The following is a 25,732-nucleotide window of genomic DNA, read 5'->3' as shown; positions in this document are numbered from 1 at the left end:
ATCACGTTCGGAATTCTCTCCATGCCTTTTGAAACTCGCCGATTAGCCGAACTGGCTGACCACGATGCTTTTATCAAACGTCATAATGGCCCTGACGCCGACGACGTCTCCACCATGCTAAAAGCGCTCGACATGCAGCGCATGGAAGACCTGATCGAGCAAACTGTCCCCGGCGATATTCGCCTCGGCCGCGAGCTGTCGCTCGACGATCCCAGAAGCGAAGCCGAAGCCCTGGATTACCTGAGCCAGCTGGCACGCCAGAACCGGGTCGCCAAAAGTTATATAGGCCAGGGTTACTATGGGACCCACATGCCCGCGGTGATTCAGCGCAACGTACTGGAAAACCCGGGCTGGTATACGGCCTATACGCCTTACCAGCCGGAAATATCCCAGGGGCGCCTGGAGGGTCTGCTGAACTTCCAGCAGGTGGTCATGGATTTAACCGGCATGGAGCTTGCCAACGCCTCCCTGCTGGATGAAGCGACCGCGGCGGCTGAAGCCATGGCGTTGTGCAAGCGCGCCAACAAGAAAAACAAGTCCAATGCCTTTTTTGTCGCTGACGATGTGTTTGCTCAAACCCTGGACGTGGTCAGAACCCGCGCCGATTTTTTTGGGTTTGAACTCATCGTCGGACCGGCGTCATCTGTCGCCGAGCATGACGTTTTTGGGGCCTTGTTCCAGTACCCCACGGCCAACGGCGACATTAGTGACCTGGCGTCGTTGATCAGCTCCGCCGAACAACATTCAATCATGACCTGTGTCGCCACTGACCTGCTGAGCCTGGTTCTGCTCAAAGAGCCGGGTGCTCTGGGTGCCGACATCGTGGTGGGTAACTCTCAGCGCTTTGGGGTACCCATGGGCTTCGGTGGTCCTCACGCCGCCTTTTTTGCCACATCAGACAAACTCAAGCGATCCATTCCCGGGCGGATTATTGGCGTCTCCAAGGACAGCCGTGGCCAAACGGCACTGCGCATGGCGATGCAGACCCGTGAGCAGCATATTCGCCGCGAAAAAGCCACGTCCAACATCTGTACTGCCCAGGCGCTACTGGCCAACATTGCCGGTTTTTACGCCACCTACCACGGTGCCGATGGGCTGCGCAAAATTGCCGGCCGTGTGCATCGCTTGACGACAGTGCTCGCCCACGGCCTTCAGCAGGCAGGTATCCGGCTGGCACATGACACCTGGTTTGATACGCTGCGCTTGAACCAGGTAGATGCAGGCAAGATCCATGGTCGTGCGATGACCCACGACATCAACCTGCATTATTTTGCCAACGGCGATGTGGGCATCAGCCTGGATGAAACCACCACGGCCCACGACGTGGCCCTGCTGTTCGACGTGCTGCTCGGTGATGAGCACGGACTCTCTGTCGCCGCTCTTGACGAGCAGATTGTGACTGACCGTGTTTCCGGCATTCCCCGCGCCTACCAGCGGGAAAGCGACTTTCTGACCCACCCTACCTTTAAGCGCTATCGCAGCGAAACCGAGATGCTGCGCTATCTGAAGCGGCTGGAAAATAAGGACTTATCGCTTGCCCATGCGATGATTCCCCTCGGCTCCTGCACCATGAAACTCAACGCCACCAGCGAGATGATTCCGGTTTCCTGGCCGACGTTTGCCCATATCCACCCCTTCGCACCCCGCGAGCAGGTGGCTGGCTATCACCAAATGATCGACGAACTGGCCGATTTCCTGGTTGAGGTAACCGGCTATGAGCATATTTCCATGCAGCCTAACTCGGGCGCCCAGGGTGAATACGCCGGGCTGGCAGCCATCAGGCGTTACCAGAATGCCCAGGGCGAAGGCCACCGCAATGTCTGTCTGATCCCAAGCTCAGCCCACGGCACCAATCCGGCATCTGCGGCCATGGTGCAAATGCAAGTGGTGGTGGTCGAGTGCGACGCCAACGGCAACATTGACCTGGATGACCTGCGTACCAAGGCAGAAAAGCACCAGGATCAGCTCTCCGCCATCATGCTCACTTATCCGTCGACCCACGGCGTTTTTGAAACCAGCGTGCGCGAAGCCTGCCAGATCGTTCACGACAACGGTGGCCAGGTATATATCGACGGCGCCAACATGAATGCCCAGGTGGGGTTAACCCGCCCCGGGGATTTTGGCGGCGACGTGTCACACCTGAATCTGCATAAAACGTTCTGCATCCCCCACGGCGGCGGCGGCCCAGGCATGGGGCCTATCGGCGTCAAAGCCCACCTGGCGCCCTACGTGTCCAACCACGTGGTCACGCCCATTAACGGTGTCAATCCAGAGTGCGGCGCGGTATCCGCCGCGGCGTTTGGCAGTGCTTCCATCCTGCCGATTTCCTGGGCCTACATTAAAATGATGGGCGCGCGGGGGCTGCGTGAAGCCACTGAGCTGGCCATTCTCAATGCCAACTATATTGCCAAACGGCTTGAAACGGCCTACCCGATTCTCTATCGCGGCCAGAACGGTACAGTGGCCCACGAGTGCATCATCGACATTCGCCCGCTCAAGGCGGCCTCAGGCATCAGCGAAGAAGATATCGCCAAACGCCTGATGGATTACGGTTTCCATGCGCCCACCATGTCGTTCCCCGTGCCTGGCACGCTGATGATCGAGCCAACCGAGTCGGAATCATTGTATGAAATTGACCGTTTCTGTGATGCGATGATTGCCATTCGGGAGGAGATTACGCGTGTCGAGCAGGGGGAGTGGCCGCTGGACAACAACCCGCTGGTCAACGCGCCGCATACTCAGGCGGATATCATCGACACCGAATGGCAACGTCCTTACGACCGTGAACTGGGGGCCTTCCCTACCGCCGCCGTCAAGGCATCGAAATACTGGCCAGCCGTCAATCGCGTGGATAACGTCTTTGGTGACCGTCAGTTGATTTGTTCTTGCCCGACCATCGACGAGTACCGCGACGCATAACGGCCAGCTCAATCAGCAGCCAAGCGCCTTGAGGCCGACGCCCGTAAAGCGAGCCTCAAGGCGTTATTTCCTGCATCCGCTCCTGATGAAAGCCGTCAAGCAGCTTTTCATAGCGCTTGGGCAGCACGGAATCCCTGCGACGCAGTAAATACAACACTTCATTCACCGTATTGGGCAGGTTGAGTGCCTTCACCTGGCGTTGCCACGGCGAGGTCTCGAGCACCAGACGCGACACCACCGTAAAACCCAGCCCCCGGGCGACAGCATCGAGCACCATGCTGACTTCATTGGTGAAGCCCTGGTGACGAAAATGCGTCATCGAGCGAAACTCATCCGGAAAGTTGGCGCGCAACAACGCATTGGCGTGGTTGATGCCGTCGTAATAGTTGAGAAAACCAATTCCCATCAGGTCCGCAAGCGTCCCCTCGACAAAGTCAGCCGGTACCACCAGACACAGCGGCTCCTGATGCCATAGGTGGCACTCCAGATCAGGATGATTGACCGTATCGGTCACGATCCCGATGTCATAGCGCCCCTCCAGCAGGTCATTGACGATCTCGTGATTGAAGGCAAAGCTGTAGCTGACGGTCAAGCTGGGGTGTCGTTGCTGCTGACCCAGAATGTACGGATAGAACATCAGCCCCACGCTTCCCGGTGACGCTATCCGGCATTCGCCGCTATCCAGCAAATCGTCGTCCAGCGCATGACGAAACTGCTCATGCTCAGCAAACAGCTTCAACGCATAGTCGTAAGCCCGACGCCCCGACTCGGTTAACGTAAAACCTCGACCGCGCCGCTCCAACAAGGTTTTATTTAAATAACGCTCCAACTTGCGAATATGCTGGCTCACTCCGGGCTGCGTCATATCCAGTCGCTGCGCGGTACGTGTAAAACTGCCAGTTTCCACTAAAGTGATGTAGGTTCGAAAGTATTGCGCATTAAACATGTTGAGCATCATCGGGTTAGCAATGGCGCCTATCATAGCATACTGCTCGTCGGGCGATGTCGGTGTACCCATACAGGGAGCATGATAGTATGCGTTAAGACTCCACACCGTCAGGAACAGCAACACTAATGACCCCAAACGCTCAATCGCGCGACACCATTTCCAGCATTATATCGCCGGAAGGAAGCCTTGAAGTCCTCTCCCAACACGAAGTCAACCGACTGCATCGCACGTCCAAGAGTGGCTTGCATGATTTGCTGAGGCGCTGTGCCCTGGCCGTGCTTAACTGCGGCAGCCCGACCGACGATAGCCTGGCAATTCTGGAAGCCTATAAAGACTTTGAAATCGAAGTGCTTCAGCAGGATCGGGGCATCCGTTTAAAACTGACCAATGCGCCTGCCGAAGCCTTTGTGGATGGGCGCATGATTCGCGGTATTCGGGAACACCTTTCATCGGTCATCCGCGACATTGTGTATATCTACAATGAAATCCAGCGTCATGACCGTTTCGACCTGACCACTGCCGAGGGCACCACCAACGCGGTGTTCCATATTCTGCGTAAGGCGGGCACGCTCATACCCGGCCGCGACCCTAGCCTGGTAGTGTGCTGGGGTGGTCACTCCATTTCCCGGGAAGAGTACGAGTACACCAAGGACGTGGGCTACCACCTTGGCCTGCGTGATCTGGACATTTGCACAGGCTGCGGCCCTGGCGCCATGAAAGGCCCGATGAAAGGTGCCAACGTCGCCCACGCCAAGCAGCGTCGCCGCGACGGCCGCTATCTGGGGATTTCAGAGCCGGGCATCATCGCCGCCGAGGCGCCTAACCCGATCGTCAATGAACTCGTTGTCATGCCCGATATCGAAAAACGCCTTGAAGCGTTCGTACGCCTGGGGCACGGCATCATCGTCTTTCCTGGCGGCGTGGGCACCGCGGAAGAAATCCTCTACTTGCTGGGCATTCTGCTACACCCCTCGAATCAGGATATGCCATTTCCGCTCATATTGACCGGCCCGGCCGACTCTACGGCCTACTTTGAAAAGATCGATGAGTTTCTGGTCTATACGCTGGGCGAGGATATCCGGCGTTTTTATACCATCATTACCGGTGACCCCGTCGCGGTTGCCCGGCTGATGCGCCAGAGTGTCGATGAGGTTACCGAGTTCAGGCGCACTCATCAGGATGCCTTCTACTATAACTGGCGCCTGACGGTTGCCCGCGACTTCCAAGCACCTTTTGACCCCACTCACGATGCCATGCGAGCCTTGGCCCTTCACCGCCAGCAGCCAACCCATGAGCTGGCCGCCAACCTGCGCCGGGCGTTCTCGGGCATTGTCGCGGGCAACGTCAAGGAGCAGGGCATCCGCGCCATTGAGGCCCATGGCCCCTATGTGCTCAATGCCGAACCTGAGCTGATGCGTCGCCTGGATGAGCTGCTGAGTTCATTCGTGGCACAGGGCCGCATGAAACTTGATGGACAGGCCTACACCCCGTGTTATGTGCTGACATGATCATACGGGCAAAAAAGCACTGAACGACCACACAGGACGCATTTAACGCTTTATCAAGGAGAGCAAATTACCATGGACATGATCAATCAGTTGAGTGACGGAAAAACCAAGGCGTTTGCCAAACATTGCTTTGAAAGACATTCCCGGGATGAGCTGGAGGATGCCGCCAAAGGCAGGCCTGACCAGACAGAAATGAAGCATTGGGGGATTAGCGCAGGACAGTGGGAAGAAGCCGTAACCGCCGCCCTCGCCGACCACCAGGCACCTAGCTAACCCGTCAGCAATCTGACTTCCAATCCATATAAAACGCCGCCGGAGAATAACATCCGGCGGCGTTTTTGTAGGCATATTCATGATGATACTGGATTAACAATCTCATCACTTGCGATGAAATAGATCGTATTACATTGCTCCTGGTAGATGTCATTGAGAGAATGGCCACACCCGTACGACATTCAAGCCAAACGCAACAGTGGGGTGGCCATATGAAGACCTTATCCAACATGGGGTTTGCCTTCTTTGGCGCTGCCCTGGTGGCCATCAGTTACGGGCTCGCACGCTTCGCATTTGGCTTGTTTGTACCCTCCATCAGCAATGAACTGGATCTGTCAGCCTATATCGTCGGCATTATCGGCGCATTGCCCTTTGTCAGTTTCGTGCTTGCCACCATGGTAGCGCCACTTGCCGCCAACCGTCTCGGGGCACGCAACCTGGCAGTCCTCTCAGGGTGTTTTGGTGTTGGCGGTCTGGCCCTGATCAGCCGGTCTTCTGACGCTCTATCGTTGGGTATTGGTGTGTTTACCTGCGGTGTCTGCACGGGGTTGATGATGCCGGCACTGACCTCCGCCATGCAGGTATTGGTCAGCCGTTCGATGCACGGTCGCGTCAGTTCCATCATGAACGCCGGAACCAGTATCGGCATCATCGTGGCGGTACCGACCGTCGTATTTCTGGCAGATGCCTGGCGTTTTACTTATACGTCATTTGCCATACTGGCAGGCATCGGAGTCGTGGCCGCCTGGTTTTTTATCCCCTCGGTCTCACGGGTCATTCCCGCCAACGCCGCGCCACCTCCCCCGGTGACGCGACAGCAGTGGTCGCGCCTTGTCCGGCTTTCTCTGTTTGCGTTCGCGATGGGGTTTGTCTCTGCACCGTACTGGATCTTCGCACCGGACCTGGTGGTCAGGCTGGGTGAACTCCCCCCCGCCTTCACCGGCTGGCTTTGGTTCGCCGCTGGCATTGCCGGCCTGGGAGGTGCGGTGGTGAGCGATGTCGCCGATCGCAACAACCCGCCCATTACCCAGGCGTTAATGCTGATGATGCTGGCGGCAAGCCTGGTGCTTCTCGCTGCCAGCCCCGACCAGTTAGCCCTGACGATGTTTTCCGCATTGGTATTCGGTCTCGCCTACATGAGCCTGACAGGTTTATACCTGATGACCGGCATCCGCCTATTACCAGGACGCCCATCCATGGGCCCAGTACTCCCCTTCATGGCCTGCGCGCTGGGGCAGGCCGCGGGCTCTCCGGTGGTCGGTATGCTGGTCGGCGAATTCGGCTATGCTGACGCTTTTTCCATATTCTGCGTGATCGGTATTCTTGTCTCGGTACTCTCCCCCCTCTATCCAGGCCATATCGACTACCTGACCGACGATGACGAGCAGCCCCAGGAAGTTGAAGCTGAGGAGACAGGCCTTCAAGCGGCGTACGATCACCAATTCCTGGACGAGGATGGCAACCCTCTTGAGCCAGTCGGGGAGGAAGAAGAAGCAGAAGAAACGATGAAGTGACGCTTTCAGTGATCGCTGTTGCAGTGCACAATCCCGGGTTTCAAGAGCCTGGGGTATTCACGCTTGCGGCTTGAAGTCGAGATGATGTTCATAGTGCTTGCTGATAGCACGCACCCCACGATCAATATGCCACCAGACGGTAACCGCTGTCGGTCAATTGTCTGGCTAACTCAGCAATATGCGCAGGACCCACCTCACAGCAGCCACCGATCACCCTGGCGCCCAGTTCGACCCATTCCAGCGCATGTGCGGCATAGCCGACGGGGTCAAGATCAGCACGCGATGTGAGCGCGTCCACGGTTCCGCCAGGTTGTAGCGGCGCCACGGATGTAAAGCCATTGGCATACCCACCAAAGGGCACATTGAGCTTTGCAAGTTCGTGCATGGCGGTTGTAACGGCTTCAGGTACTGAACAATTGACCACTATCTTCTCTGCGCCAATAGACGCGACCTCATTCACTGCTTCGGACAGCCGTTCCCCAGAGCGCAAACGGGTACCATCGCTATCATCTACAGTGAACGCCACCCATACTGGGCGTTCGGTTTCCACCGCCGCGATCGTCGCCGCTCGTGCCTCACGTATCAGCGACATGGTTTCACAGAGGAAAAGGTCTACACCTTCTGTTTGCTGCTTCACAAGACGCCGGTAATCAAGCTGGCAAACGGTCTCGTCCGGCACGCTATCAGCGTGATAACTGGCCACCAACGGCGGCAGGCAACCCGCGATACGCACCTCGCGCCCGCTCTCTTCTCGCGCCTGCCGGGCGGCATTGAGAGCCGCAATATGCAAAGGCTCGAACATGGCGGCGCTGCCATCCCGCGCCAGACGATGCGGGGTGGCACTGTAATTATTAAGCTTAATGACTTGCGCTCCAGCCGCGATGAAATCGCGATGTGCATCCACGACCAAATGGGGCTCGTCGAGCATGACCTGAGCAGACCATAGCGGGGACACCGGCTGGCTGCTGCGTTTCCTGAGCTCTTGCCCCATTCCGCCGTCCAGCAACACTATGTTTCTGCTTTCAGCGTTCATCAGCTTTTTCCAACATCAGAAATCCACCCCTTACCTCAGTTTCTAGGCGCTTAGTGTCTCATACCCATTGAAAATTTCTGACAGTGTTAAGACACCCGATGGGATTCTTACGGTTTTCAGACTATATAGCACTATTGAACGTCGACCGGACCAATACCCCCGTGCTAACTGGGCCCACTATCAAGCCAAGACCAAAGGACACAATCGCGTTTTGTCGACTGACCTCATGCTTTTGATACAGGCAGCACCTCTGGTAGTGACACAACGGCGTCTAGTGGCATGGGCCTCGCGAAAAGGAAGCCTTGCAGCAGATCGCAGTCGCGGCGTATCAAGTCATGCTGTTGATCGCGATCTTCAATACCTTCAGCGACAACGATCAAATCCAGATGATGTGCCATGGTAATAATACCTTGCACGATTGCGGCGTTACGTGTGTCGGTTGTAATGTCCTTGATGAAAGCTCGATCTAACTTGACCTTATGTATCGGTAGGTCACGCAAATAACTCAAACTGGAAAAACCGGTACCAAAGTCATCGAGCGCGACCTTGATACCTACCGCCTTGAGTTGATTGATCAGATCGATTGCCTTTTCGGCACCGTCCAACAAGACGCTCTCTGTTACTTCGATTTCCAGACAGTCACTGGGTATCCCGGATGTCTCCAAAGCTTGCTTCACATCATCCATGAATCCTTCCCGTCGGAACTGCAACGAAGAGATGTTGACAGCAACCGGCATTCTGAGACCGCGGATGTGCATATGAGCAACGTCCTGGCAAACACGCTCCAAGATCCAACGGCCTAATGGAATGATTTGGCCTGTCTGCTCAGCCAATGGAATAAACAGCCCCGGCGACACCAAACCTCTCTCAGGATGATGCCAACGAATCAACGCTTCTAGACCTCGAAGGCGACCGCTAACTGCTTCTACGATAGGCTGGTAGAAGAGCTCAAACTGGTCGTCACGCAGTGCCGTATGTAAATCACGCCGTAAAAGTACTGACTCTCTGGTTATCCGCTGCACATCTCCTTGATACCACTGCCAGGTATTACGGCCCTGTTGTTTTGCCTCGCCCATTGCAATATCCGCTCGCTGCATGAGCTCATGGGCATGTTCTACCACTTCACTATTACAGGCGATGCCAATGCTCGCGCTAATATGAATCAACTCGCCTTCTACTTGAAAAGGCTCCAATAAATAATCAAGCAATTTTTCAGCCATACTGACCGCTGGCTCTACATCATCGAGCTCCGTAAACAGCAGCGCAAATTCATCACCGGTGAGTCGCATCAACGTATCGTATTGTCCTGTCACTCGTTGAAGCCTATCTGCTACCGCCACCAGCAGTTGGTCACCCACATGGTGACCTAATCCATCATTGATCGTTTTAAACCCATCCAGATCTAGATGCATCACCACCAGCAACCCACCCTGCTTTTTCGCTTCTATAAAAGCCACATTCAGTCGGTCATCAAAAGCAGCTTGGTTGGGTAGCCCCGTCAACAAGTCATGGGTAGCCTGATAGGCCAACTGGGCTTCTTGCTCTTGCTGATGGGTTATATCTTTTGCGATGCCAAATACACCTTGTGTTGCACCGCCGACAATGATCGGCATGGTGGTCAAGTCCAGAGACTTTAAATGCCCATCTTGGTGTCTGATCTGGAGCTCCACACGATTTGGCTTGCCGTCCAGGGTCGCGTCATAAATTGCCTGAATGCGCTCTACATCGTGGGATTGGAGCAGCATCGAAAAATGTCTGCCTTCTACCTCGTCACTGGTAAGACCTGTAATTTCATTACAAGCTTGGTTAGCAGTCACCACACGGCCTTCACGATCAATCGATAAAACACCATCGGGGTGGTAGAGGTAGAGCGAGCGATAACGTTGCTCAAGGTCGTACTGTGCTTCTAGACGTTGTCGAGCCACTACCAACTCACGTGAACGCAGTAGTATCAGCCTTACCAAGCCCAAACTCAGGGCCAAAAGGTAGCTGAGCGTCAGACCTGCAATTGCAAAACCTGCAGGCATGATACTGGCACGCAACATGCCTGAAACAGAATCCATGTGGACGTTAAACGTTAGCCGAGTACCGCCAGGTAGACCAACACGGCGCTCTTCCAGATGCGGTAACGGGCGGATGGGGGTATCGTCGATGGCCCTCCCCGACTGCCTTAAGGTTAAGTAGGGTGTGCCTTCACCGACGGTGAGCATAAACAGACCAAGGGGCACGCTAAGTTCGCGCTTGAGCAAGTCTCGTAAGTCGAGCTCTGCAACCAGCTTCCTGTCAGCATTGTCACCTAGTGAGGAAACCAGCAACACTGCACTGGGTTGACGTGCCACCCTGAGTGCCCATGTATCTGACCGCCCCGTTAATAGCTCATCACGAAGATTTGGATAATTCTTCTCGGTAAGAAGGCGACGCTCATAGGGCTGAGGAGAAACCCGCAGCTCTTCAAGTTCACCGTCGTAACCAATCAAAGCAACCGTCTTTAAGTATGGCGCGTGCTGAAAGTAGGTATGAACATCGTGCTCCCAGCGAACTGAAGAATTCAAAGTGCTATTTAGCCCTTTTCGCCAAGCAAGACGTTGAATGAAATCCCGTTCTTCCTGCATGGCATGACGAGCATTGTGCGTGGCGTTATCCAACAAGGTACTCGCCTGGCGCTGCATATTTGCCTGAGCGCTCCAACTTAAGGTGTACCAAGCAACGCAGCTCATCAACACACCGGCTACGGCGGCGAACTGCGTAAGCCTGCCCAGCGGCAGTAACTGGCGGCTCCCCCGCCAGGCAGCGCCGACAAAAGCGAGCCCACCCAGCAAAGCATAAAGCGTGGCCAGGAGGGGGGCGGATACAAATCCGTCTGCCCAGCCAATGCGGCTGGCGGGAAGCAACAACAGCAGAATAGAAAAGCCACCCGCGCCCAGTGCAAGCAAACCGCTAACGGCCCATAGCAGTCGATACCAGGCTTTTTTCATCCCCAACGTCGTACAAACAGCAACAAGTAAAAGCAGAAACGCTGCCGCCGAAAGAATTCTCGGACCACCTGATACCCAGGATGCCTCCTCCCAGGGGCTGCCTGAAACACCATTGTGGATCAGCGTATAACAAGTAATCAGCGCCAATGGCGCAGCCGCCAGAAAAACTAGCCAACGCCAATGCACGAGCCAACCCAACAAGCACAGACCTGCTAAAAAGCCAGTCAGCGCCGCATCGGCCACCATTAACCCGCTCAAGGGATAAACAATACCCGTGAGATGCCCAATGAGCCCTGTCCCACCCAGCAGAATGAAGACAGATGCAGCCATGAGCAAACCGACATCCATCGCGACATCGCGTATCCGATAGGGCAAGTCAGCAACCTCCCGAGAGTTTAAATCAGGCATATCGACTTGACCTTTTTCATCCGTTGACAAGGCGATTTCGCCCCTCCCGCTTAGCGGTATAAAGCGCCCTATCCGCTCGCGCCAGGAGGGTCTCAGATGTGTCTTCAGGCAAATAGCTTGTTACCCCCAAGCTGACCGTAATCGGCACGGGCTGCCAATGATAAGCCTCAATGGCCTGTCGCAACCGCTCCAGAGCGTTGCTGGCCTCGTCAATGGCGGTTTTCGGCATCAGCAAGGCGAACTCTTCGCCGCCAATGCGCGCAGCAAAATCTCGGCCCCTTAGCTTCGATGAGAGTAGTTTTGCAAGCTGTTGCAATACCTGATCACCAACCGCATGACCATATTCATCATTGACGGGTTTAAAATGATCAATGTCCAGCAAAGCCATGCTAAAGCCTTCAGAAAGGAAACCTTCGGCCCGGGATAGTAACTCCTTAAGCGCAACATCGAGGTGACGACGGTTAGGCAAGCCAGTTAGCGGATCACTTTTTGCTTCATGCCCCAGCCTCATGGTCAGACGTTGTAACTCTTCGTTATGGGATTTCAGGGTCGTGCGCATTGACTCCAATTCGGTGATGACGGCTTCTTTTTCCTCCAGGGCGGTCTGAGCTGCTTGGCGAGCCTCCAGAAGCTCTCGCTCTAACTGGTCCTTACGGACGATCGGCTGCATGGAGATCAGTATCTGTGGGTCTTTCTGATCGCCCAACCGGCGCGCACTACATAGAACAGGAAGGGTGTCACCGTTCGAAAGACTTAGACTAAGATGAACTTCACTGACCGACCCCACATCCGCCACTCGGTAAGCCAAAACCCCTTGGTAAACCATACGCGATTCACAGGTGAACAGTTCACTTGCAAGTCGATTGACAAGTTGCCCTGAAGGGAAGCCCAGCCAGTCACTAAGTGTGTGATTCACCAGCACCGTATAACCTTTACCATCAACGACAACTTGGCCTGATGGCGAAAATTGCCACCAGCGTGCGATATCGGCAGGTCTTGGATTCATTGGCGTTTCCCCCCTTGCAACCCAAGTTGCTCCTGAAGTGCTGAGGCCAGAATGTCTGGCGCTGTCAGTTGGGGGTAATGGCCACTTGCATCTAACACATGGAGCTGGCTATTAGGGAGGTGCTGTTGAAGGTATTGAGCTGCTTCAATAGGCACTATGGCATCCCGAACGGTTTGAACAATCAAGCTGGGTACCGTGACATTCTGCAGATGGTGGCGGATATCCCCCAGAAAGATACTCCTGGCAAATGGGCGAAGCACCTCGGGCGGTACCGCAAGAAAGCGTTGTTGCAAATTTTTTTGCTGGGTATCGGTGGCTGTGTCACCTATAGCGATTTGTGAAACGGTACCGGCCCAATCTAGGTAGTTTTGCTCCATAAGCTGCATCAAGCCATTGAGCTGGTCACGAGTATAACCACCCCGATAGTCAGGCGGATCGTCCAGGTATCGAGCCGAACTGCACATCATGACCAAGCGGCGGAAGGCGTTAGGGCGTTCAATGGATGCAAGCATACCAATGGTGCCGCCAATGGAGTGGCCAAGCATCATGGCGCCTTCCAGCGCCAGTTCATCACACAACGCCACAATATCTTCGGCATGTCCGAATGGCGAGCTATGCCGCACTACATCGTAGGCTTCCGGGGCGGCACAGCCGAAACCCGCCAGATCGACAAGGATTAGGCGATAGTCTTGCTCAAGCGCAGGAATCAAGCGACGCCATACCGTCTGATCACATCCAAAGCCATGGATCATTAATAGCGGTGTCGAACCATGCCCAAGCTCATTGACATTAAGAAGATGGCGAAGTGATGACATAGGACGCTCAGATTTATTATTGTGAAAGGTCCATTAGACAGTATCACTATGTGTGAGGTCAGGCGTAGGTACGGTATTTCAACGCCGAAAGAAGGCTTAAAAATCACGACCTATTGATGATCTCTTAGTACCAAACAAAGAGGTTCTAATCTGAAACTGAGATGCGAAAAGGCGTCGTACTGTTGCCAGTTACTTTTTTCTTTTCGGCGCCTGCTACCGATTCGCCACCTAGAACCTAGGCCAAAAAAAGACCACTTGCTGAGTTAGCTAAGTGGCCTTTTTTGATAATTTATTTGGTCGGAGCGACAGGATTCGAACCTGCGACCTTTGCAACCCCATTGCAACGCGCTACCAAGCTGCGCCACGCTCCGATTGAGGCGTTAATTTCTTGCCTCAAGACGGTGCGTATACTAGCGGTTTAGCGGGCAAATGAAAAGCTCTTTTTGCGCTTTCTTTTCAAGTGCTTGTCTATCATACGGATTCATCGTTTCAGCCTATGCGGCGCTATCGGCATCGCGTAGTAACCTAGCCATCGCAGAGTGAACGGCGGGCGTACTCACAAGCAAATGCTGGGAATATAAATCTTCGGGCACGTCAGCTGGCACATCGTAAAGATGCCCCACACTGGCACCTGCCTCGCGGGCAACGACCCAACCGGCGACGAAATCCCAAGGCGAGACGCTCTCGTAATAAGCATCCAGCCGCCCACAGGCAACATCGCAAATATCCAGAGCAGCCGCGCCGTTACGACGTATATCGCGGCAGTTGGCCAATACGGCAGCCAGGCGAGGCAAGAGAGCTTCCCGGGCCTCCCGCTGGTAGGGAAACCCGGTTGCCACAAGACTGCGCGCCAGTTCGTTGGCACCGCTTGGCTGGATGGGCTGGTCATTGCAAAAGGCCCCAGCGCCCTCAGCAGCAGTGAAGGTTTCTTCCAGGAACGGCGCGTGGACAACCCCCATCTTTGCCACACCGTCTTCCATCCAGCCAATCGAGACCGCCACATGGCGAAGCCCCTGGGCAAAGTTGACCGTGCCATCAATCGGGTCGACGACCCATAGCTGGGGGGCACTTTCGCTGAATGCCTGATCAGGAGAGAGTTCCTCGCTTAAACGAGTCTCGCCAGGAAAATGCGATGCCAGCTGATCACTGATAAAGCGATCAACCGCTACGTCGGCATCCGTCACCAACTCATCGCCCGCCTTGTAATGCCGACAAAAGGATTGCTCCTGGCGTGCCTGACGAATCATTTGCCCCGCCTGTTCGGCAATCGTTCGGGCGATGTCCAGGCGCTCTTTTAGGGTGTAGGCAGGCATTAGCAGCTCCGTCAATGGCAAGGCCCTAGCGTAGCGCATCCACCAGAATATCGACAACCACGCGGGTGGCCGCATCGATCAACACCACATCAGACCCCACACGCTGCCACTCATAACCAGGATAACGAGGCAGTTCGTTGGCGATCGGCCCATCAAACCGCTTGGCGATGCCTGGCGGCAGTGGCTTCCCACGGGCCAGATTGCGCTCTATACCCGGTGGAAGCGACTCAGCCCTAGGCGCGCCGTATTCGCGTAGCAGACGCTGGATCAGCCGTTCTTCAATACGCGGCGGGTTATCGCGATAATTTCGTTCGGCGCGATCATCGTAAGACCGATGCTCACGCTTTTGCGCCTGCCCCTGGTGATGTGACTTATCGCGAGCGCCATGCGCCGGGGCATGGTCGGGCTGAGCTATGGCGGCACTGCATGGCATAAATGCTATGAGCGCGACTGGAACCACGGTTTTGAAAAGGTTCACTGTAAGCTCCATATCTTGGTTTGGTACTTACAACATAGCCGGTGAATGCGCAGGTATTAAGGAAATAAAAAGGGCCCGAAGGCCCTTTATATCTATTCGTTAATTAGTCGTCACTATCTCTCAACGACATTCAGAAGGCAAGAACTTAGCTGGTATCTGATCACTACCTCCAGTTCGACACTGCCAGTTAACGACGCCACTGTCTTCGTCATCTGGTTCAAAGACCAGGGTTTTACCTTGCAGCTCACTGACAACTGAGTCATTTTTCATCGTTACGACAGTGACGCCCGCATCACCCTGAGAAACATCGACACTTGCAACGTATTTTCCTGCCATTTCGGCTGGCTCAGAAAGCCCAGCCTCTGCGTTATTAGTAGGGAACTCACCTCGTGAGATGAAATACTCAGAAATGGCGGTTTTCGCTGGAGACATCAAGCTAATGGCCTCGCTGACCTGAGCTCGACCGACATAGTTCTGATACTGCGGTACGGCGATGGAAGCCAGTACGCCGATAATCGCCACCACGATCATTAGCTCGATCAGGGTGAAACCGCCCTGCTTCTTGTTGCGGTTTGCCGGTTCTGCAGATTGCTGCATGGAGACGTCTCCTTGGGGAATGCTACCCAGCGTTACCGCCGAGTATTGCTTTGGGCAAAGATGCAGTGACATTAACTGACAGTATGTGGTTTATCAATATTACGCATCAACGCTTGAGCATGAGTTATATCGGCCGCAGGATGCCTGGCTTGAACCTTTCGGCTTAAAGAGCCGCTACTGTCTTGTGTTGCCAAGTATGGTAAAAGTAACCCGCAGCGCACTTCATCAACGAGTCACGCATGAGCGAAACCAATTTCGAGTCAACCTTAAGCCATGCCGCCGCCCGGGGCGGGCTGCGCGGCATCGCCCAGCGTCTGGTCAAGCACGGGTTGCTGACCGAGGCTCAGGCGGCCACCGCCGAGGCGACGGCGTTCGACCTGGATATTTCACTACTCCAGCACGTTGTTGACAGCGGCCTGGTCGATCCCAGGCAATCAGCGATAGCTGCTGGCTGGGAGTATGGCTTGCCGGTGATCGATCTCAACGCCGTGCGTTTATCGTCACTGCCACCAGCGGCTGACTACCCGGTTAAAGTCCTTCAGCACTTGACGGTATTACCGTTAGCGCGCCACGGCCACCGACTTACCGTTGCCGTCCCTTATCCGGCGACGCTTACCCAACTGGATGAACTGCAATTTGCCACCGGACTGAGCGTTGAAGGTGTGCTTGCGCCTGTTGACCAACTGAGCACGGCGTTGAACCAGTATCTCACCCAGAATGAACGCAGCATGCTGGAGGAACTTGATGACATCGACGATGCCGTCAGTTCCTTGAATGTCGTCCAGGGAGCAGCCGGTGAAGACGCTCCCCTCGAGGAAGCGCCCCAGAACAGCGACGACGCCCCGATCGTCAAATTCGTCAATAAACTGTTGCTGGATGCGATTCGCCGGGGCGCCTCGGATATCCATTTCGAGCCCTATGAAACCCAGTACCGGGTTCGCTTCCGGATTGATGGCATGCTGATCGAGGTGGCACGGCCGCCTTTTGCCATGCGTAACCGTATCGCGGCGCGTTTGAAGATCATGGCCCGGCTGGATATCTCCGAGCGCCGCCTGCCACAGGACGGGGCGATCAAACTCAAGCTGTCACGCACCCGCTCTCTCGACTTCAGGGTCAATTCACTGCCGACGGTGTATGGTGAAAAGCTCGTGCTGAGGATTCTTGACCCCACCGCCACCCAACTGGGCATCGAGCAGTTAGGCTTCACCGATGACCAGCGCGGTCATTACGAACGGGCGCTGGCGCAGCCGCAAGGCATGATTCTGGTGACCGGCCCGACGGGCAGCGGTAAAACCGTATCGCTGTATACCGGCATCAATATTCTTAACCAGATAGAGCGCAATATCTGCACCGCTGAAGACCCAGTGGAAATCAAGGTCCCCGGCGTCAACCAGGTCAACGTACTGCCGAAAATCGGTCTGGATTTCGCCAGCGCGTTAAGGGCGTTCCTGCGCCAGGACCCTGACGTGGTCATGGTCGGTGAAATACGCGACCTGGAAACCGCCGAGATCTCCATCAAAGCGGCCCAGACCGGCCACCTGGTGCTGTCGACGGTACATACCAACTCGGCGGCCGAAACCCTTACTCGCCTGTCCAATATGGGGGTGTCTTCCTTCAATATTGCAAGTGCGGTCAGCCTGATCATTGCTCAGCGCCTGGCACGCAAGCTTTGCCCTCACTGCAAGGAACCGGTTGACATTCCCCACGAAGCACTGAGACGCGAAGGGTTCAGCCAACAGGCGATTCAGCAGTCCACCCTATTTCGCCCGGTCGGTTGCAAGCAGTGTACCCACGGCTACAAGGGGCGCGTGGGTGTCTACGAAGTCGTGCCGATTACCGATGCGATGCGCCAGTTGATCATGCGCGATGCCAACTCTCTGGATATTGACCAGTTGGCCCGCCGTGAGGGGTATCCGAGCCTGCATCAGAGCGGTCTTTTAAAGGTGATGCAAGGGATCACGAGCCTCGAGGAAGTCAACCGTGTCAGCAAGGAGTAAACCATGGCCAAGTCGCCTCGGGCTCGTCGTCAGCCAAGCATCCAGCTTTACCGCTGGAAGTGGGAAGGCACTGGGCCTCAGAATCGCACGCTCAGCGGTGAAATCATAGGCCGCAGCAAGGCAGACGTTGCCAGCGAGCTCGCCAATCAGCAGATCAACGTCAAGCGGTTACGCAAGAAAGGCGGCCTCAGTGGTCGCGGGCGAATCAGCCCACACGACATCATGGTGTTTGCCCGCCAGATGGCGACCATGATTCGGGCCGGCATTCCGCTACTCCAGGCGTTTCAGGTGGTTGCCGAGAGCCTCAAAAAACCGGCGATGGTAGCGCTGGTGCAGCAAATGATGAGCGATGTGTCCGCCGGGGCCAGCTTCTCCGATGCACTACGCCGTCACCCCAAGCACTTTGACCGTCTATTTGTAAACCTTGTTGAAGCAGGCGAGCAATCCGGCGCACTTGACCAGATGCTTGAACGCATCGCCACTTACAAGGAAAAAGTCGAGTCACTCAAGAGCCGCGTCAAGAAGGCCATGTGGTACCCCTCCGCGGTGCTCCTGATCGGTGTCGGGGTCACCCTTCTTCTACTGATCAAGGTGGTGCCCGAATTCGACAGCATGTTTGACAGCTTTGGCGCGGAACTGCCCGCCTTGACGCAGATGACAGTCAACCTGTCAGGCCTTGCTCAGCGCTATTGGCTGTACGCACTGGGGGGCACCATCGCGGGGGTATTGCTGCTCAAGCAGGCGATTAACCGTTCTCCCCGCGTTGCTTACCGCGCACACAGCATTCTATTGCGCCTGCCCATCATCGGGGACATCCTGCATAAATCGGCAGTGGCGCGGTTTGCCCGAACCCTTGCGACCACCTTTGCGTCGGGCGTGCCGCTGGTCGAGGGGCTGGATACGGCATCCGGGGCAACCGGCAATAGAGTCTACGAACGCGCCGTCACCCGGACACGCCATGACGTGGCCACCGGTCAGCAGTTATACTTCGCCATGCGCATGACCAATCAGTTCCCGCCCCTGGCGGTGCAAATGGTCAGCATCGGAGAAGAAGCAGGCTCGCTGGATGCCATGTTAAACCGCGTCGCGGACTACTACGAAGAAGAAGTCGACAACAAGGTGGATGCCTTAACCTCGCTGATGGAACCGCTCATTATCGTGGTCTTGGGTCTTCTGGTCGGCGGTGTCGTGGTGTCGATGTATTTACCCATTTTCAACTTAGGCTCGGCCCTGTAAGGCGTCGTGCAAAGGCATGTCATGCAGTATTTTTCGACCACTTTCTGGCCACTGATTTTTTTATTGGGGCTATGCCTGGGCAGCTTTCTCAATGTGGTGATTACCCGCTTGCCCGTTATGCTGATGCGGCAGTGGCGTCAGGAAGCTCGCGCCCAGCTCGCGCTGGCTGAAGAATCATCGCAGCGCTTCAACCTGGCCCAGCCGCGCTCAATGTGCCCCCGCTGCGAATCTTCTATCGCCTGGCACGATAATCTGCCGTTGATCGGCTGGCTCAAACGACGTGGGCGCTGCGCGCACTGCAATGCCCGGATCAGCTTGCAATATCCGCTCATCGAGCTTGCGGGAGGCATCCTGGCCATCAGCATCGCTCTGCTTTATGGCATCAGTTGGCAGGCGCTATGGCTTTATGGCGCCTGCTTGACACTGCTCGGCCTGGCCGTCATTGATTGGCGTGTACAGCTACTGCCCGATATTTTGACACTGCCGCTACTGTGGGCCGGTCTGATCTATCAATGGCTTTTTCAACCCGCTTTCCTGGCCGATGCCGTTATCGGTGCTGTGGTCGGCTATATGAGCCTCTGGAGTTTTTACTGGTTGTTCAAGCTGACTACCGGCAAGGAAGGCATGGGCTTTGGTGACTTCAAGCTGCTCGCTGCATTGGGCGCCTGGCTGGGATGGCTATCACTTCCGCTGGTCGTGCTGTTTTCGGCGGGTTTGGGCGCCATACTGGGCCTGGCCTATCAAGCGTCATCACCCCAGGCGCGCGGCACCCCCATGCCGTTCGGACCTTTTTTAGCCCTCGCCGGTTGGATGATGCTGCTCGCTGGCAACGATATATTAGCGGTATACCTTAATATCGTCTGTTAAGCCTGACGGTCCAAATGACATATCACAGGTAGATGCACCATGATTATTGGCCTTACAGGCGGCATCGGCTCAGGCAAGTCAACCGTCGCCCGCGCCTTTGGCGAACGCGGTATCGGATGGGTCGACGCCGATGACGTGGCCCGCGAGGTTGTCGCACCCGGCGAGCCCGCGCTTGATGCTATCGGTGAGCATTTTGGACCCGAGGTGATTGATCAGGACGGGTCACTCGACCGCGCCGCTCTGCGCAAGATCATTTTTGAAGCTCCCGAACAACGCCAATGGCTTGAGCAACTCACCCACCCTCTGATTCGCGAGCGAATTATCGCCCGGCTAGAGAATATTCAGTCGGGGCCCTCTCCGTATGCGCTGCTGGTATCGCCTTTACTGTTCGAATCGGGCCAAGCGGCGTTGGTGGATCGCACCCTGGTGATCGATATTCCCACCGACATGCAGCTATCCCGAACACTTGAGCGCGATGGTGTCAGTGAAGCAAATGTGCGTGCTATTCTGGACGCACAGATGTCGCGCGAGGAACGCTGTGCCCGTGCCGATGACATCATCGACAACAGTCGCGATATTGCGCATATGCAGCACCAGGTCGCCCAACTTGATCAACACTATCGAGAGCGACTATCGTCGTGACCCGTTGACGGCCTTTGAGGCTTCCTCTTTCACTGATCACGTTTTACATTTGCGGATATTTTATGTCTCAACCTGCTAATGACAGCCCATTTGAAGTCGCCTGCCCTCAATGCTCACGAACCGTTGCATGGAGTGGCGAGAGCCCTTTCCGTCCGTTTTGCAGCAAACGCTGCCAGCAGCTCGATCTGGGGGCCTGGGCGGAAGAATCCCGCCGAATAGCCGGTGAAAATGCCATGGACGAAGCCGATATCGACGCCCTGCTGGCGCGGGCTGACCGCGACGCACCACTTTCCTGAATGGCCGCACCTGACTACCCTGCCTACCATCTTGTGCAGCACCTTGAACGGTGCTTTGATGATCTGATGGCAGCGCTGGACGTACTCGCCACGCAATACGCAGCGCAGTGTCCGCCTACCTGGATGCTGTCGCCCACAGCCGACTCCTCACCGGACGGGTTCAGAGCGGCACTTTTCGATGTCTGGCATCAGACGGGGCAGGATGGTCGGGAAACACGCAATTACCTGGGTATCGTTGTCGCCAACGATGAGCTTATCGACGCTGCTCGCCATGTAAATATAGCCAAAGACGCATTCCATGCGGGCTTGCAGAAGATTAAAAGCACTACCCCCAAAGCACTGAGTGACGCTAAAGCGAAGCTAACCACTCGCCACCCGGATGTTAATCATGTCTTACGTAAAGAAGGGTTAGCGCGGTTACATTTAAAACAATGCTGGCGTCATCTGCCTATCGCCGATGCCGAAGTCGCAAAAGTGCGCTTTGCCTGGTATCAAAGCGGACGTTCGATTAAACGCATCACCGTAAGAGACGCCGAACAAAAGCTACTTCGGCTGGATACTGATGCGCCTCATATAAAAGTGCAATTGCGTCGCCTAGCAGGCTTGCCCAGCGAAGAACCGCTTGCCCAGGTCCAGGCCCAGGCACCGCTAATGCGTGCCAATCTCTTTTTTAACCACCCGTTAGCGGATGGCCACACGCGACGGGCGCTGAACGTCTCCATGCCCCTTTTCGTTCCCAATGAGCGCTTGGGAATGCCAGATATCAAGGCACCGCCAACTCACCCCCAGCCACAACGAACGCGGGCGACTCGGCGCGATGAAAAGCTGGAATCCGATGTTTTCCTACCCAGCCTGCGCGTGTATCGCTACCGCTAAGCTTATTTAAACATCGGGTTAACAACCAGGTTTAATCAATCAGGCAGGCGCCTGCTCCTCTGTCCAACGCCCGGACGCCAGCAGCGTCTCGATCAACTCGCGCAGCTCATGCGAGGCAATGTGGTATTCCGTCAGCAATGCTTCAAATTGCTGCTGAAACGCCTCCTCGCGTAATTGAGCCTGCTTTTCGGCGTCTTCCTCTTCAAGCGCCTCCAAGGAACGCACTGGCGGCCCGGTGGGAATCTCCATCGCCTTGCCAGGGTCCTCCAGCTGACGTAGTGCTTGCGCAAACGCATCATCCAGTTCGCGAAATTTACGAAGCTTGTCGCGCTCATCCATCGGTTTCTGAACTTTTTGATATTTCATTGATATGTCATTCACACCCTTTTGATTGAGGGATACGCCTGTCTATAAGGCTATTTTCCCCAAAAACTGTGCCCAAACGCGTAAAAAGCCAAAGCCAACTTGCCTTCAAGAGCTGTTACTAGCATAAAGAGAGCATCACTATGTACCGGTGCATATAGTAAATAATACTTACGTATCGCTGCATATTTTGCGACCACTGCAATACAACGCTGCAATGTAATCACTAGGCTCTAGTGTCAACATTGAGGCAGAAAAAAGCCGCCGCGTTGTACTGACGTTGAGGCAAATTCGAGAAACCAAGGCACCGGGAGGGTGCACATTACCGCCGGAAACACCATCTGGCGGTAACACTCATGCATGGGAGGCCAGATAATGTTCAATGCTATGACACGAGCTGAGATCTGGCTGCAAGACACACTTGAAAAGCCATTGAGTATTGACGATCTTGCTCAACATCTAGGGTATTCAGCTTCTCAAGTACGACGCCAATTCCGTCACTACTTTCACACATCGCCGAGTGCTTATCGAGAAAAACGTCGGCTAGAGCGTGCGGCGGTTTTACTCGTCTTCACTCCCCGTAATATAGCGCAAATCGCGCGGGATTGCGGTTACCAAAACCACTCGTCTTTTTCACGAGCGTTTCTGCGACATTTCCAACTATCCCCACGACACTACCGTCAGGCCATGGGCCATGTGATGCATCAGCAAATACCGTCTTACGGTTACACAACTCAAATCAAGCAAGCACCTGCACGACAGGCTGTTCTCATGCGACTCTATAAATCGCCAGAGCACCTTCAAGGGCTTGGGGATAGCAATTACCATGGCCACCAGTTGGAAAGTCTGCAAGCAAGGCTGGCAGACTCAACACCCGCGGTTTCGCTGCCTGATTTACTCAGCGAAAAAATCGATGCTCTAAGCGATCAAGCTGCGCACCCGGTACGTACCGATATCGGGCTCTACCTTGAAACGCTTCACAACATGAAGAGCATTCCACTGCCTGCGCCCTACCGCCGTATTAATATTGCAGCACGCCACTATGCGAGCACCTGCTTCGAGGAATTTTCACAACTTTCACGCGCGCTGACCAGCATGTTGCTGGAACTCTTGCATATACAAAAAGGCTATTACATCAGCGGCGAGGCGCCAATGGTACTGTGGAAACCCGATTATTTGGAATTGAGGGTACCGCTGAATCAATGAGGAAATGCTTGGCTGGGGAAATAATAAAGTCGGCATTGCCACTGGGAATGCCGACTTGGCGATACTTAGTCTTCCATCCGCACAAGCCAGGACTCAACGGTCTCATCGCCGTATTCGTCTTTCCAGCTACGCAGCCCCTTGTGGTTGCCTCCACGCGTTTCGATAACCTCACCTGTATGAGGATTTTTATAAATCTTTAAGCGACGCTTACGGCGGCCCGCATTGCTACTGGCGGGCTTTGAACCACGCTGATCGGCAGCAGGGTCTAGCAACGCCACTACATCAGCTGGGCGCTTGCCAAATTCATTCATGAGCGCTTCAAGCTTTGATTTAAACTCTAGTTCACTCTTGAGGCGCTGATCACCCTCTAGTCGCTGAAGATCTTCTTGAAGCTGCTTCAGCTGCTGTTCTTTTTGGATGTATTCGTTAAGTAGTGACATGGGGAATCCTTTAACATCAGGTCAAACCAGATAAGATACCGAACGGACATTGTCAGTATCCATTAGTTCAGAATGCGCATTCATTATTGCTGTAAAAAAGCCAACTGACAACAGTCTAGTTGATTTTTAGTCAATTACGAAAGATATTTTAAAGATTGGCTTAGCGATGAATAACTTTTTAGTGGCTTAATCACCAAGTTATACAGGCAGGAATTCACTGACAAAAAAACGCCGCCCTAAAGGCGGCGTTTTATGAAACCAGTACTAATGGCGATATTAGTCTTGGCCCATCTGCTGCTTAATCAAGTCACCGATAGTGGTTGCACCACCTGCTGCTTCCGGCTCTTGTTCACGCAGCTTCTTGAGGTTCTGACGCGTGTCATCCTGCTCTTTCGCTTTCACCGACAGGTTAATCTGACGGCTCTTGCGATCAACGCTCACGATGCGCGCTTCAACGCTGTCGCCTTCACTGAGAACGTTACGTGCATCTTCAACGCGATCAGCCGCGATTTCAGACGCCTTGAGAACTGCCACTACATCGGTAGCCAGCTCAACGTGAGCTTCTTTGGCGTCCACTTCAACGACACGACCAGTAACGATGCTGCCCTTGTCATTGACCGACAGGTATTCAGCAACGGGATCGGAATCCATTTGCTTGATGCCCAGGGAAATCCGCTCACGCTCAGGGTCGATAGACAGGATAACCGCTTCGGCTTCGTCGCCTTTCTTGAAGTTACGAACCGCTTCTTCGCCAGTATCTGTCCAGGAGATGTCGGACAGGTGAACCAAGCCGTCGATACCGCCTTCCAGGCCGATGAAGATACCAAAGTCAGTGATTGACTTGATAGTACCCGAGACGCGATCGCCCTTGTTGTACTCGGCATTGAAGGTTTCCCACGGATTAGCAGTACACTGCTTGATACCCAGGGAGATACGACGACGCTCTTCGTCGATATCCAATACCATGACATCAACATCATCGCCCACTTGAACCACTTTGGACGGATGGATGTTCTTGTTGGTCCAGTCCATTTCGGAAACGTGAACCAGGCCTTCGACGCCTTCTTCCAGTTCAGCAAAGCAGCCGTAATCCGTCAGGTTGGTGACCACGGCATGAACCTTGGTACCTTCCGGATAGCGCTCTTTAATACGGACCCACGGATCTTCGCCAAGCTGCTTGAGACCCAGAGAAACGCGATTGCGTTCACGGTCAAACTTCAGCACTTTAACGTTGACTTCGTCGCCGACGGCCACGATTTCAGACGGATGCTTGATGCGCTTCCACGCCATATCGGTGATATGCAGCAGGCCATCAACGCCACCCAGATCAACGAAGGCACCGTAATCAGTCAGGTTCTTGACGATACCCTTGATTTGCTGGCCTTCCTGCAGTGTTGCCAGCAGTGCTTCACGTTCCGCACTGTTTTCAGCTTCCAGAACCGCGCGACGTGAAACCACGACGTTGTTGCGTTTCGGGTCGAGCTTGATGACCTTGAAGTCCAGCTCTTTATGCTCCAGGTGCGCTGTATCGCGAACCGGGCGGACGTCAACCAGAGAGCCCGGCAGGAAGGCACGGATAGAATCGACATCGACGGTGAAGCCGCCTTTGACCTTACCGTTGATCACGCCTTTGACGACTTCATCTTTCTCGAAGGCGGCTTCCAGAATCTTCCAAGCTTCTGCGCGCTTGGCTTTTTCACGGGACAGACGCGTTTCACCGAAGCCATCTTCAACGGCTTCCAGTGCAACGTGAACGTCGTCACCGATCGCAATGTTCAGTTCGCCGTTCTCGTCGCGGAATTGCGCCGCGGGGATCTGACCTTCAGATTTCAGACCGGCGTTGACGGTAACCCAGTCACCGTCAATATCGACAACCTGGGCCGCGACGATAGCGCCTGGCTCCATGTTGATGTCGTTAAGAGACTGTTCAAACAGTTCAGCAAAGCTTTCGCTCATGGTGTTCCTACGTGATCAACGTTGTTGAGGCATAAATGCCTTCTCCGTACCACCAGCGAGCACGG

The 25,732-nt window shown here is 54.8% G+C and carries 22 protein-coding genes and 1 tRNA gene; 11 read left to right on the top strand and 12 right to left on the bottom strand.

Annotated elements, in window-relative coordinates:
- Positions 1 to 21: 21 nt before the first annotated feature.
- A complete protein-coding gene (gene gcvP, locus ADS46_RS12065; protein WP_066320475.1) occupies positions 22 to 2,919 on the top strand; it encodes an aminomethyl-transferring glycine dehydrogenase in 2,898 nt (965 codons plus the stop codon).
- Positions 2,920 to 2,974: 55 nt separating this feature from the next.
- On the opposite strand, the gene ADS46_RS12060 is transcribed toward gcvP, so the two are convergent.
- Positions 2,975 to 3,865 carry a LysR family transcriptional regulator gene (locus ADS46_RS12060; RefSeq protein WP_066320666.1) on the bottom strand — a complete coding sequence of 297 codons (891 nt, stop codon included), beginning with the start codon at positions 3,863 to 3,865 and terminating at the stop codon, positions 2,975 to 2,977.
- A gap of 128 nt (positions 3,866 to 3,993) precedes the next feature.
- Between ADS46_RS12060 and ppnN the strand changes: the two genes are divergently transcribed.
- The 3 genes from ppnN (at position 3,994) to ADS46_RS12045 (ending at position 7,163) form a co-directional block, all read left to right on the top strand.
- The gene (ppnN, locus tag ADS46_RS12055) at positions 3,994 to 5,376 is read left to right on the top strand and encodes a nucleotide 5'-monophosphate nucleosidase PpnN (protein WP_066320473.1); all 1,383 of its coding nucleotides are present in this window, start codon (positions 3,994 to 3,996) and stop codon (positions 5,374 to 5,376) included.
- 72 nt (positions 5,377 to 5,448) lie between these two features.
- Complete coding sequence (locus ADS46_RS12050; RefSeq protein ID WP_066320472.1) at positions 5,449 to 5,649, top strand: hypothetical protein; 201 nt, start codon at positions 5,449 to 5,451, stop codon at positions 5,647 to 5,649.
- A gap of 212 nt (positions 5,650 to 5,861) precedes the next feature.
- Positions 5,862 to 7,163 (top strand): MFS transporter, encoded by a 1,302-nt coding sequence (locus ADS46_RS12045; protein WP_066320471.1) that lies wholly within the window; start codon positions 5,862 to 5,864, stop codon positions 7,161 to 7,163.
- 121 nt (positions 7,164 to 7,284) lie between these two features.
- On the opposite strand, the gene ADS46_RS12040 is transcribed toward ADS46_RS12045, so the two are convergent.
- The 8 genes from ADS46_RS12040 to ADS46_RS12005 form a co-directional block, all read right to left on the bottom strand.
- The gene (locus ADS46_RS12040) at positions 7,285 to 8,196 is read right to left on the bottom strand and encodes a homocysteine S-methyltransferase family protein (RefSeq protein ID WP_066320470.1); all 912 of its coding nucleotides are present in this window, start codon (positions 8,194 to 8,196) and stop codon (positions 7,285 to 7,287) included.
- Positions 8,197 to 8,420: 224 nt separating this feature from the next.
- Positions 8,421 to 11,609 carry an EAL domain-containing protein gene (locus ADS46_RS12035; RefSeq protein WP_066320468.1) on the bottom strand — a complete coding sequence of 1,063 codons (3,189 nt, stop codon included), beginning with the start codon at positions 11,607 to 11,609 and terminating at the stop codon, positions 8,421 to 8,423.
- Positions 11,596 to 12,585, bottom strand: coding sequence for a sensor domain-containing diguanylate cyclase (locus tag ADS46_RS12030; protein WP_066320466.1), 990 nt, complete (start codon positions 12,583 to 12,585; stop codon positions 11,596 to 11,598). Before ADS46_RS12030 ends, ADS46_RS12035 begins: the two co-directional genes overlap by 14 nt.
- Complete coding sequence (locus ADS46_RS12025; RefSeq protein WP_066320465.1) at positions 12,582 to 13,400, bottom strand: alpha/beta fold hydrolase; 819 nt, start codon at positions 13,398 to 13,400, stop codon at positions 12,582 to 12,584. Before ADS46_RS12025 ends, ADS46_RS12030 begins: the two co-directional genes overlap by 4 nt.
- Positions 13,401 to 13,694: 294 nt before the next feature.
- Positions 13,695 to 13,771, bottom strand: a tRNA-Pro gene (locus ADS46_RS12020).
- A 123-nt stretch (positions 13,772 to 13,894) separates the two neighbouring features.
- The gene (locus tag ADS46_RS12015) at positions 13,895 to 14,713 is read right to left on the bottom strand and encodes an inositol monophosphatase family protein (protein ID WP_066320463.1); all 819 of its coding nucleotides are present in this window, start codon (positions 14,711 to 14,713) and stop codon (positions 13,895 to 13,897) included.
- A gap of 25 nt (positions 14,714 to 14,738) precedes the next feature.
- Positions 14,739 to 15,191, bottom strand: a complete 453-nt coding sequence (locus ADS46_RS12010) for an anti-virulence regulator CigR family protein (protein WP_267886950.1) — start codon at positions 15,189 to 15,191, stop codon at positions 14,739 to 14,741.
- 120 nt (positions 15,192 to 15,311) lie between these two features.
- Positions 15,312 to 15,788: a pilin gene (locus ADS46_RS12005; RefSeq protein WP_066320462.1), complete on the bottom strand. Its 477-nt coding sequence runs from the start codon at positions 15,786 to 15,788 to the stop codon at positions 15,312 to 15,314.
- A gap of 239 nt (positions 15,789 to 16,027) precedes the next feature.
- On the opposite strand from ADS46_RS12005, the gene pilB reads away from it, so the two are divergent.
- The 6 genes from pilB to ADS46_RS11975 all read left to right on the top strand — a co-directional run bounded on the left by pilB (position 16,028) and on the right by ADS46_RS11975 (position 21,702).
- On the top strand, positions 16,028 to 17,785 hold the full coding sequence (gene pilB, locus ADS46_RS12000) for a type IV-A pilus assembly ATPase PilB (RefSeq protein ID WP_066320461.1): 1,758 nt from the start codon (positions 16,028 to 16,030) through the stop codon (positions 17,783 to 17,785).
- A 3-nt stretch (positions 17,786 to 17,788) separates the two neighbouring features.
- A complete protein-coding gene (locus ADS46_RS11995; protein ID WP_066320460.1) occupies positions 17,789 to 19,021 on the top strand; it encodes a type II secretion system F family protein in 1,233 nt (410 codons plus the stop codon).
- Between the two features lie 21 nt (positions 19,022 to 19,042).
- Positions 19,043 to 19,888, top strand: a complete 846-nt coding sequence (locus ADS46_RS11990; RefSeq protein WP_066320455.1) for a prepilin peptidase — start codon at positions 19,043 to 19,045, stop codon at positions 19,886 to 19,888.
- Between the two features lie 39 nt (positions 19,889 to 19,927).
- The gene (coaE, locus tag ADS46_RS11985) at positions 19,928 to 20,530 is read left to right on the top strand and encodes a dephospho-CoA kinase (RefSeq protein WP_066320454.1); all 603 of its coding nucleotides are present in this window, start codon (positions 19,928 to 19,930) and stop codon (positions 20,528 to 20,530) included.
- Between the two features lie 62 nt (positions 20,531 to 20,592).
- Entirely contained in the window at positions 20,593 to 20,826 is a 234-nt protein-coding gene (gene yacG, locus ADS46_RS11980) for a DNA gyrase inhibitor YacG (protein WP_066320453.1), read from the top strand.
- Complete coding sequence (locus tag ADS46_RS11975) at positions 20,827 to 21,702, top strand: DNA replication terminus site-binding protein (RefSeq protein ID WP_066320452.1); 876 nt, start codon at positions 20,827 to 20,829, stop codon at positions 21,700 to 21,702.
- A 39-nt stretch (positions 21,703 to 21,741) separates the two neighbouring features.
- Here ADS46_RS11975 and ADS46_RS11970 read toward each other — a convergent pair whose 3' ends face one another.
- Positions 21,742 to 22,068 carry a hypothetical protein gene (locus tag ADS46_RS11970; protein ID WP_066320451.1) on the bottom strand — a complete coding sequence of 109 codons (327 nt, stop codon included), beginning with the start codon at positions 22,066 to 22,068 and terminating at the stop codon, positions 21,742 to 21,744.
- A 372-nt stretch (positions 22,069 to 22,440) separates the two neighbouring features.
- Between ADS46_RS11970 and ADS46_RS11965 the strand changes: the two genes are divergently transcribed.
- Positions 22,441 to 23,271, top strand: coding sequence for a helix-turn-helix domain-containing protein (locus tag ADS46_RS11965; RefSeq protein ID WP_066320450.1), 831 nt, complete (start codon positions 22,441 to 22,443; stop codon positions 23,269 to 23,271).
- A gap of 65 nt (positions 23,272 to 23,336) precedes the next feature.
- On the opposite strand, the gene ADS46_RS11960 is transcribed toward ADS46_RS11965, so the two are convergent.
- The gene (locus ADS46_RS11960; protein WP_066320449.1) at positions 23,337 to 23,711 is read right to left on the bottom strand and encodes a histone-like nucleoid-structuring protein, MvaT/MvaU family; all 375 of its coding nucleotides are present in this window, start codon (positions 23,709 to 23,711) and stop codon (positions 23,337 to 23,339) included.
- 276 nt (positions 23,712 to 23,987) lie between these two features.
- Positions 23,988 to 25,667: a 30S ribosomal protein S1 gene (rpsA, locus tag ADS46_RS11955; protein ID WP_066320448.1), complete on the bottom strand. Its 1,680-nt coding sequence runs from the start codon at positions 25,665 to 25,667 to the stop codon at positions 23,988 to 23,990.
- Between the last annotated feature and the right edge of the window lie 65 nt (positions 25,668 to 25,732).

Source organism: Halomonas sp. G11, assembly GCF_001663515.1.
GTDB lineage: Bacteria > Pseudomonadota > Gammaproteobacteria > Pseudomonadales > Halomonadaceae > Vreelandella.
The sequence above is the reverse complement of the archived record's forward strand: the minus strand, read 5'-3'. Positions and strand labels throughout refer to the sequence as shown.

Bases quoted from the DNA above. Each gene is read 5' to 3' on its own strand.
- ADS46_RS12050 (WP_066320472.1), top strand. From the start codon at position 5,449: ATGGACATGATCAATCAGTTGAGTGACGGAAAAACCAAGGCGTTTGCC.
- ADS46_RS11965 (WP_066320450.1), top strand. From the start codon at position 22,441: ATGTTCAATGCTATGACACGAGCTGAGATCTGGCTGCAAGACACACTT.
- yacG (WP_066320453.1), top strand. From the start codon at position 20,593: ATGTCTCAACCTGCTAATGACAGCCCATTTGAAGTCGCCTGCCCTCAA.
- ADS46_RS12005 (WP_066320462.1), bottom strand. From the start codon at position 15,788: ATGCAGCAATCTGCAGAACCGGCAAACCGCAACAAGAAGCAGGGCGGT.
- ADS46_RS12015 (WP_066320463.1), bottom strand. From the start codon at position 14,713: ATGCCTGCCTACACCCTAAAAGAGCGCCTGGACATCGCCCGAACGATT.
- ADS46_RS11970 (WP_066320451.1), bottom strand. From the start codon at position 22,068: ATGAAATATCAAAAAGTTCAGAAACCGATGGATGAGCGCGACAAGCTT.
- ADS46_RS11990 (WP_066320455.1), top strand. From the start codon at position 19,043: ATGCAGTATTTTTCGACCACTTTCTGGCCACTGATTTTTTTATTGGGG.
- ADS46_RS12040 (WP_066320470.1), bottom strand. From the start codon at position 8,196: ATGAACGCTGAAAGCAGAAACATAGTGTTGCTGGACGGCGGAATGGGG.
- ADS46_RS11960 (WP_066320449.1), bottom strand. From the start codon at position 23,711: ATGTCACTACTTAACGAATACATCCAAAAAGAACAGCAGCTGAAGCAG.
- ADS46_RS12025 (WP_066320465.1), bottom strand. From the start codon at position 13,400: ATGTCATCACTTCGCCATCTTCTTAATGTCAATGAGCTTGGGCATGGT.
- ppnN (WP_066320473.1), top strand. From the start codon at position 3,994: ATGACCCCAAACGCTCAATCGCGCGACACCATTTCCAGCATTATATCG.
- ADS46_RS12060 (WP_066320666.1), bottom strand. From the start codon at position 3,865: ATGTTTAATGCGCAATACTTTCGAACCTACATCACTTTAGTGGAAACT.
- coaE (WP_066320454.1), top strand. From the start codon at position 19,928: ATGATTATTGGCCTTACAGGCGGCATCGGCTCAGGCAAGTCAACCGTC.
- pilB (WP_066320461.1), top strand. From the start codon at position 16,028: ATGAGCGAAACCAATTTCGAGTCAACCTTAAGCCATGCCGCCGCCCGG.
- gcvP (WP_066320475.1), top strand. From the start codon at position 22: ATGCCTTTTGAAACTCGCCGATTAGCCGAACTGGCTGACCACGATGCT.
- ADS46_RS11975 (WP_066320452.1), top strand. From the start codon at position 20,827: ATGGCCGCACCTGACTACCCTGCCTACCATCTTGTGCAGCACCTTGAA.
- rpsA (WP_066320448.1), bottom strand. From the start codon at position 25,667: ATGAGCGAAAGCTTTGCTGAACTGTTTGAACAGTCTCTTAACGACATC.
- ADS46_RS12030 (WP_066320466.1), bottom strand. From the start codon at position 12,585: ATGAATCCAAGACCTGCCGATATCGCACGCTGGTGGCAATTTTCGCCA.
- ADS46_RS12045 (WP_066320471.1), top strand. From the start codon at position 5,862: ATGAAGACCTTATCCAACATGGGGTTTGCCTTCTTTGGCGCTGCCCTG.
- ADS46_RS11995 (WP_066320460.1), top strand. From the start codon at position 17,789: ATGGCCAAGTCGCCTCGGGCTCGTCGTCAGCCAAGCATCCAGCTTTAC.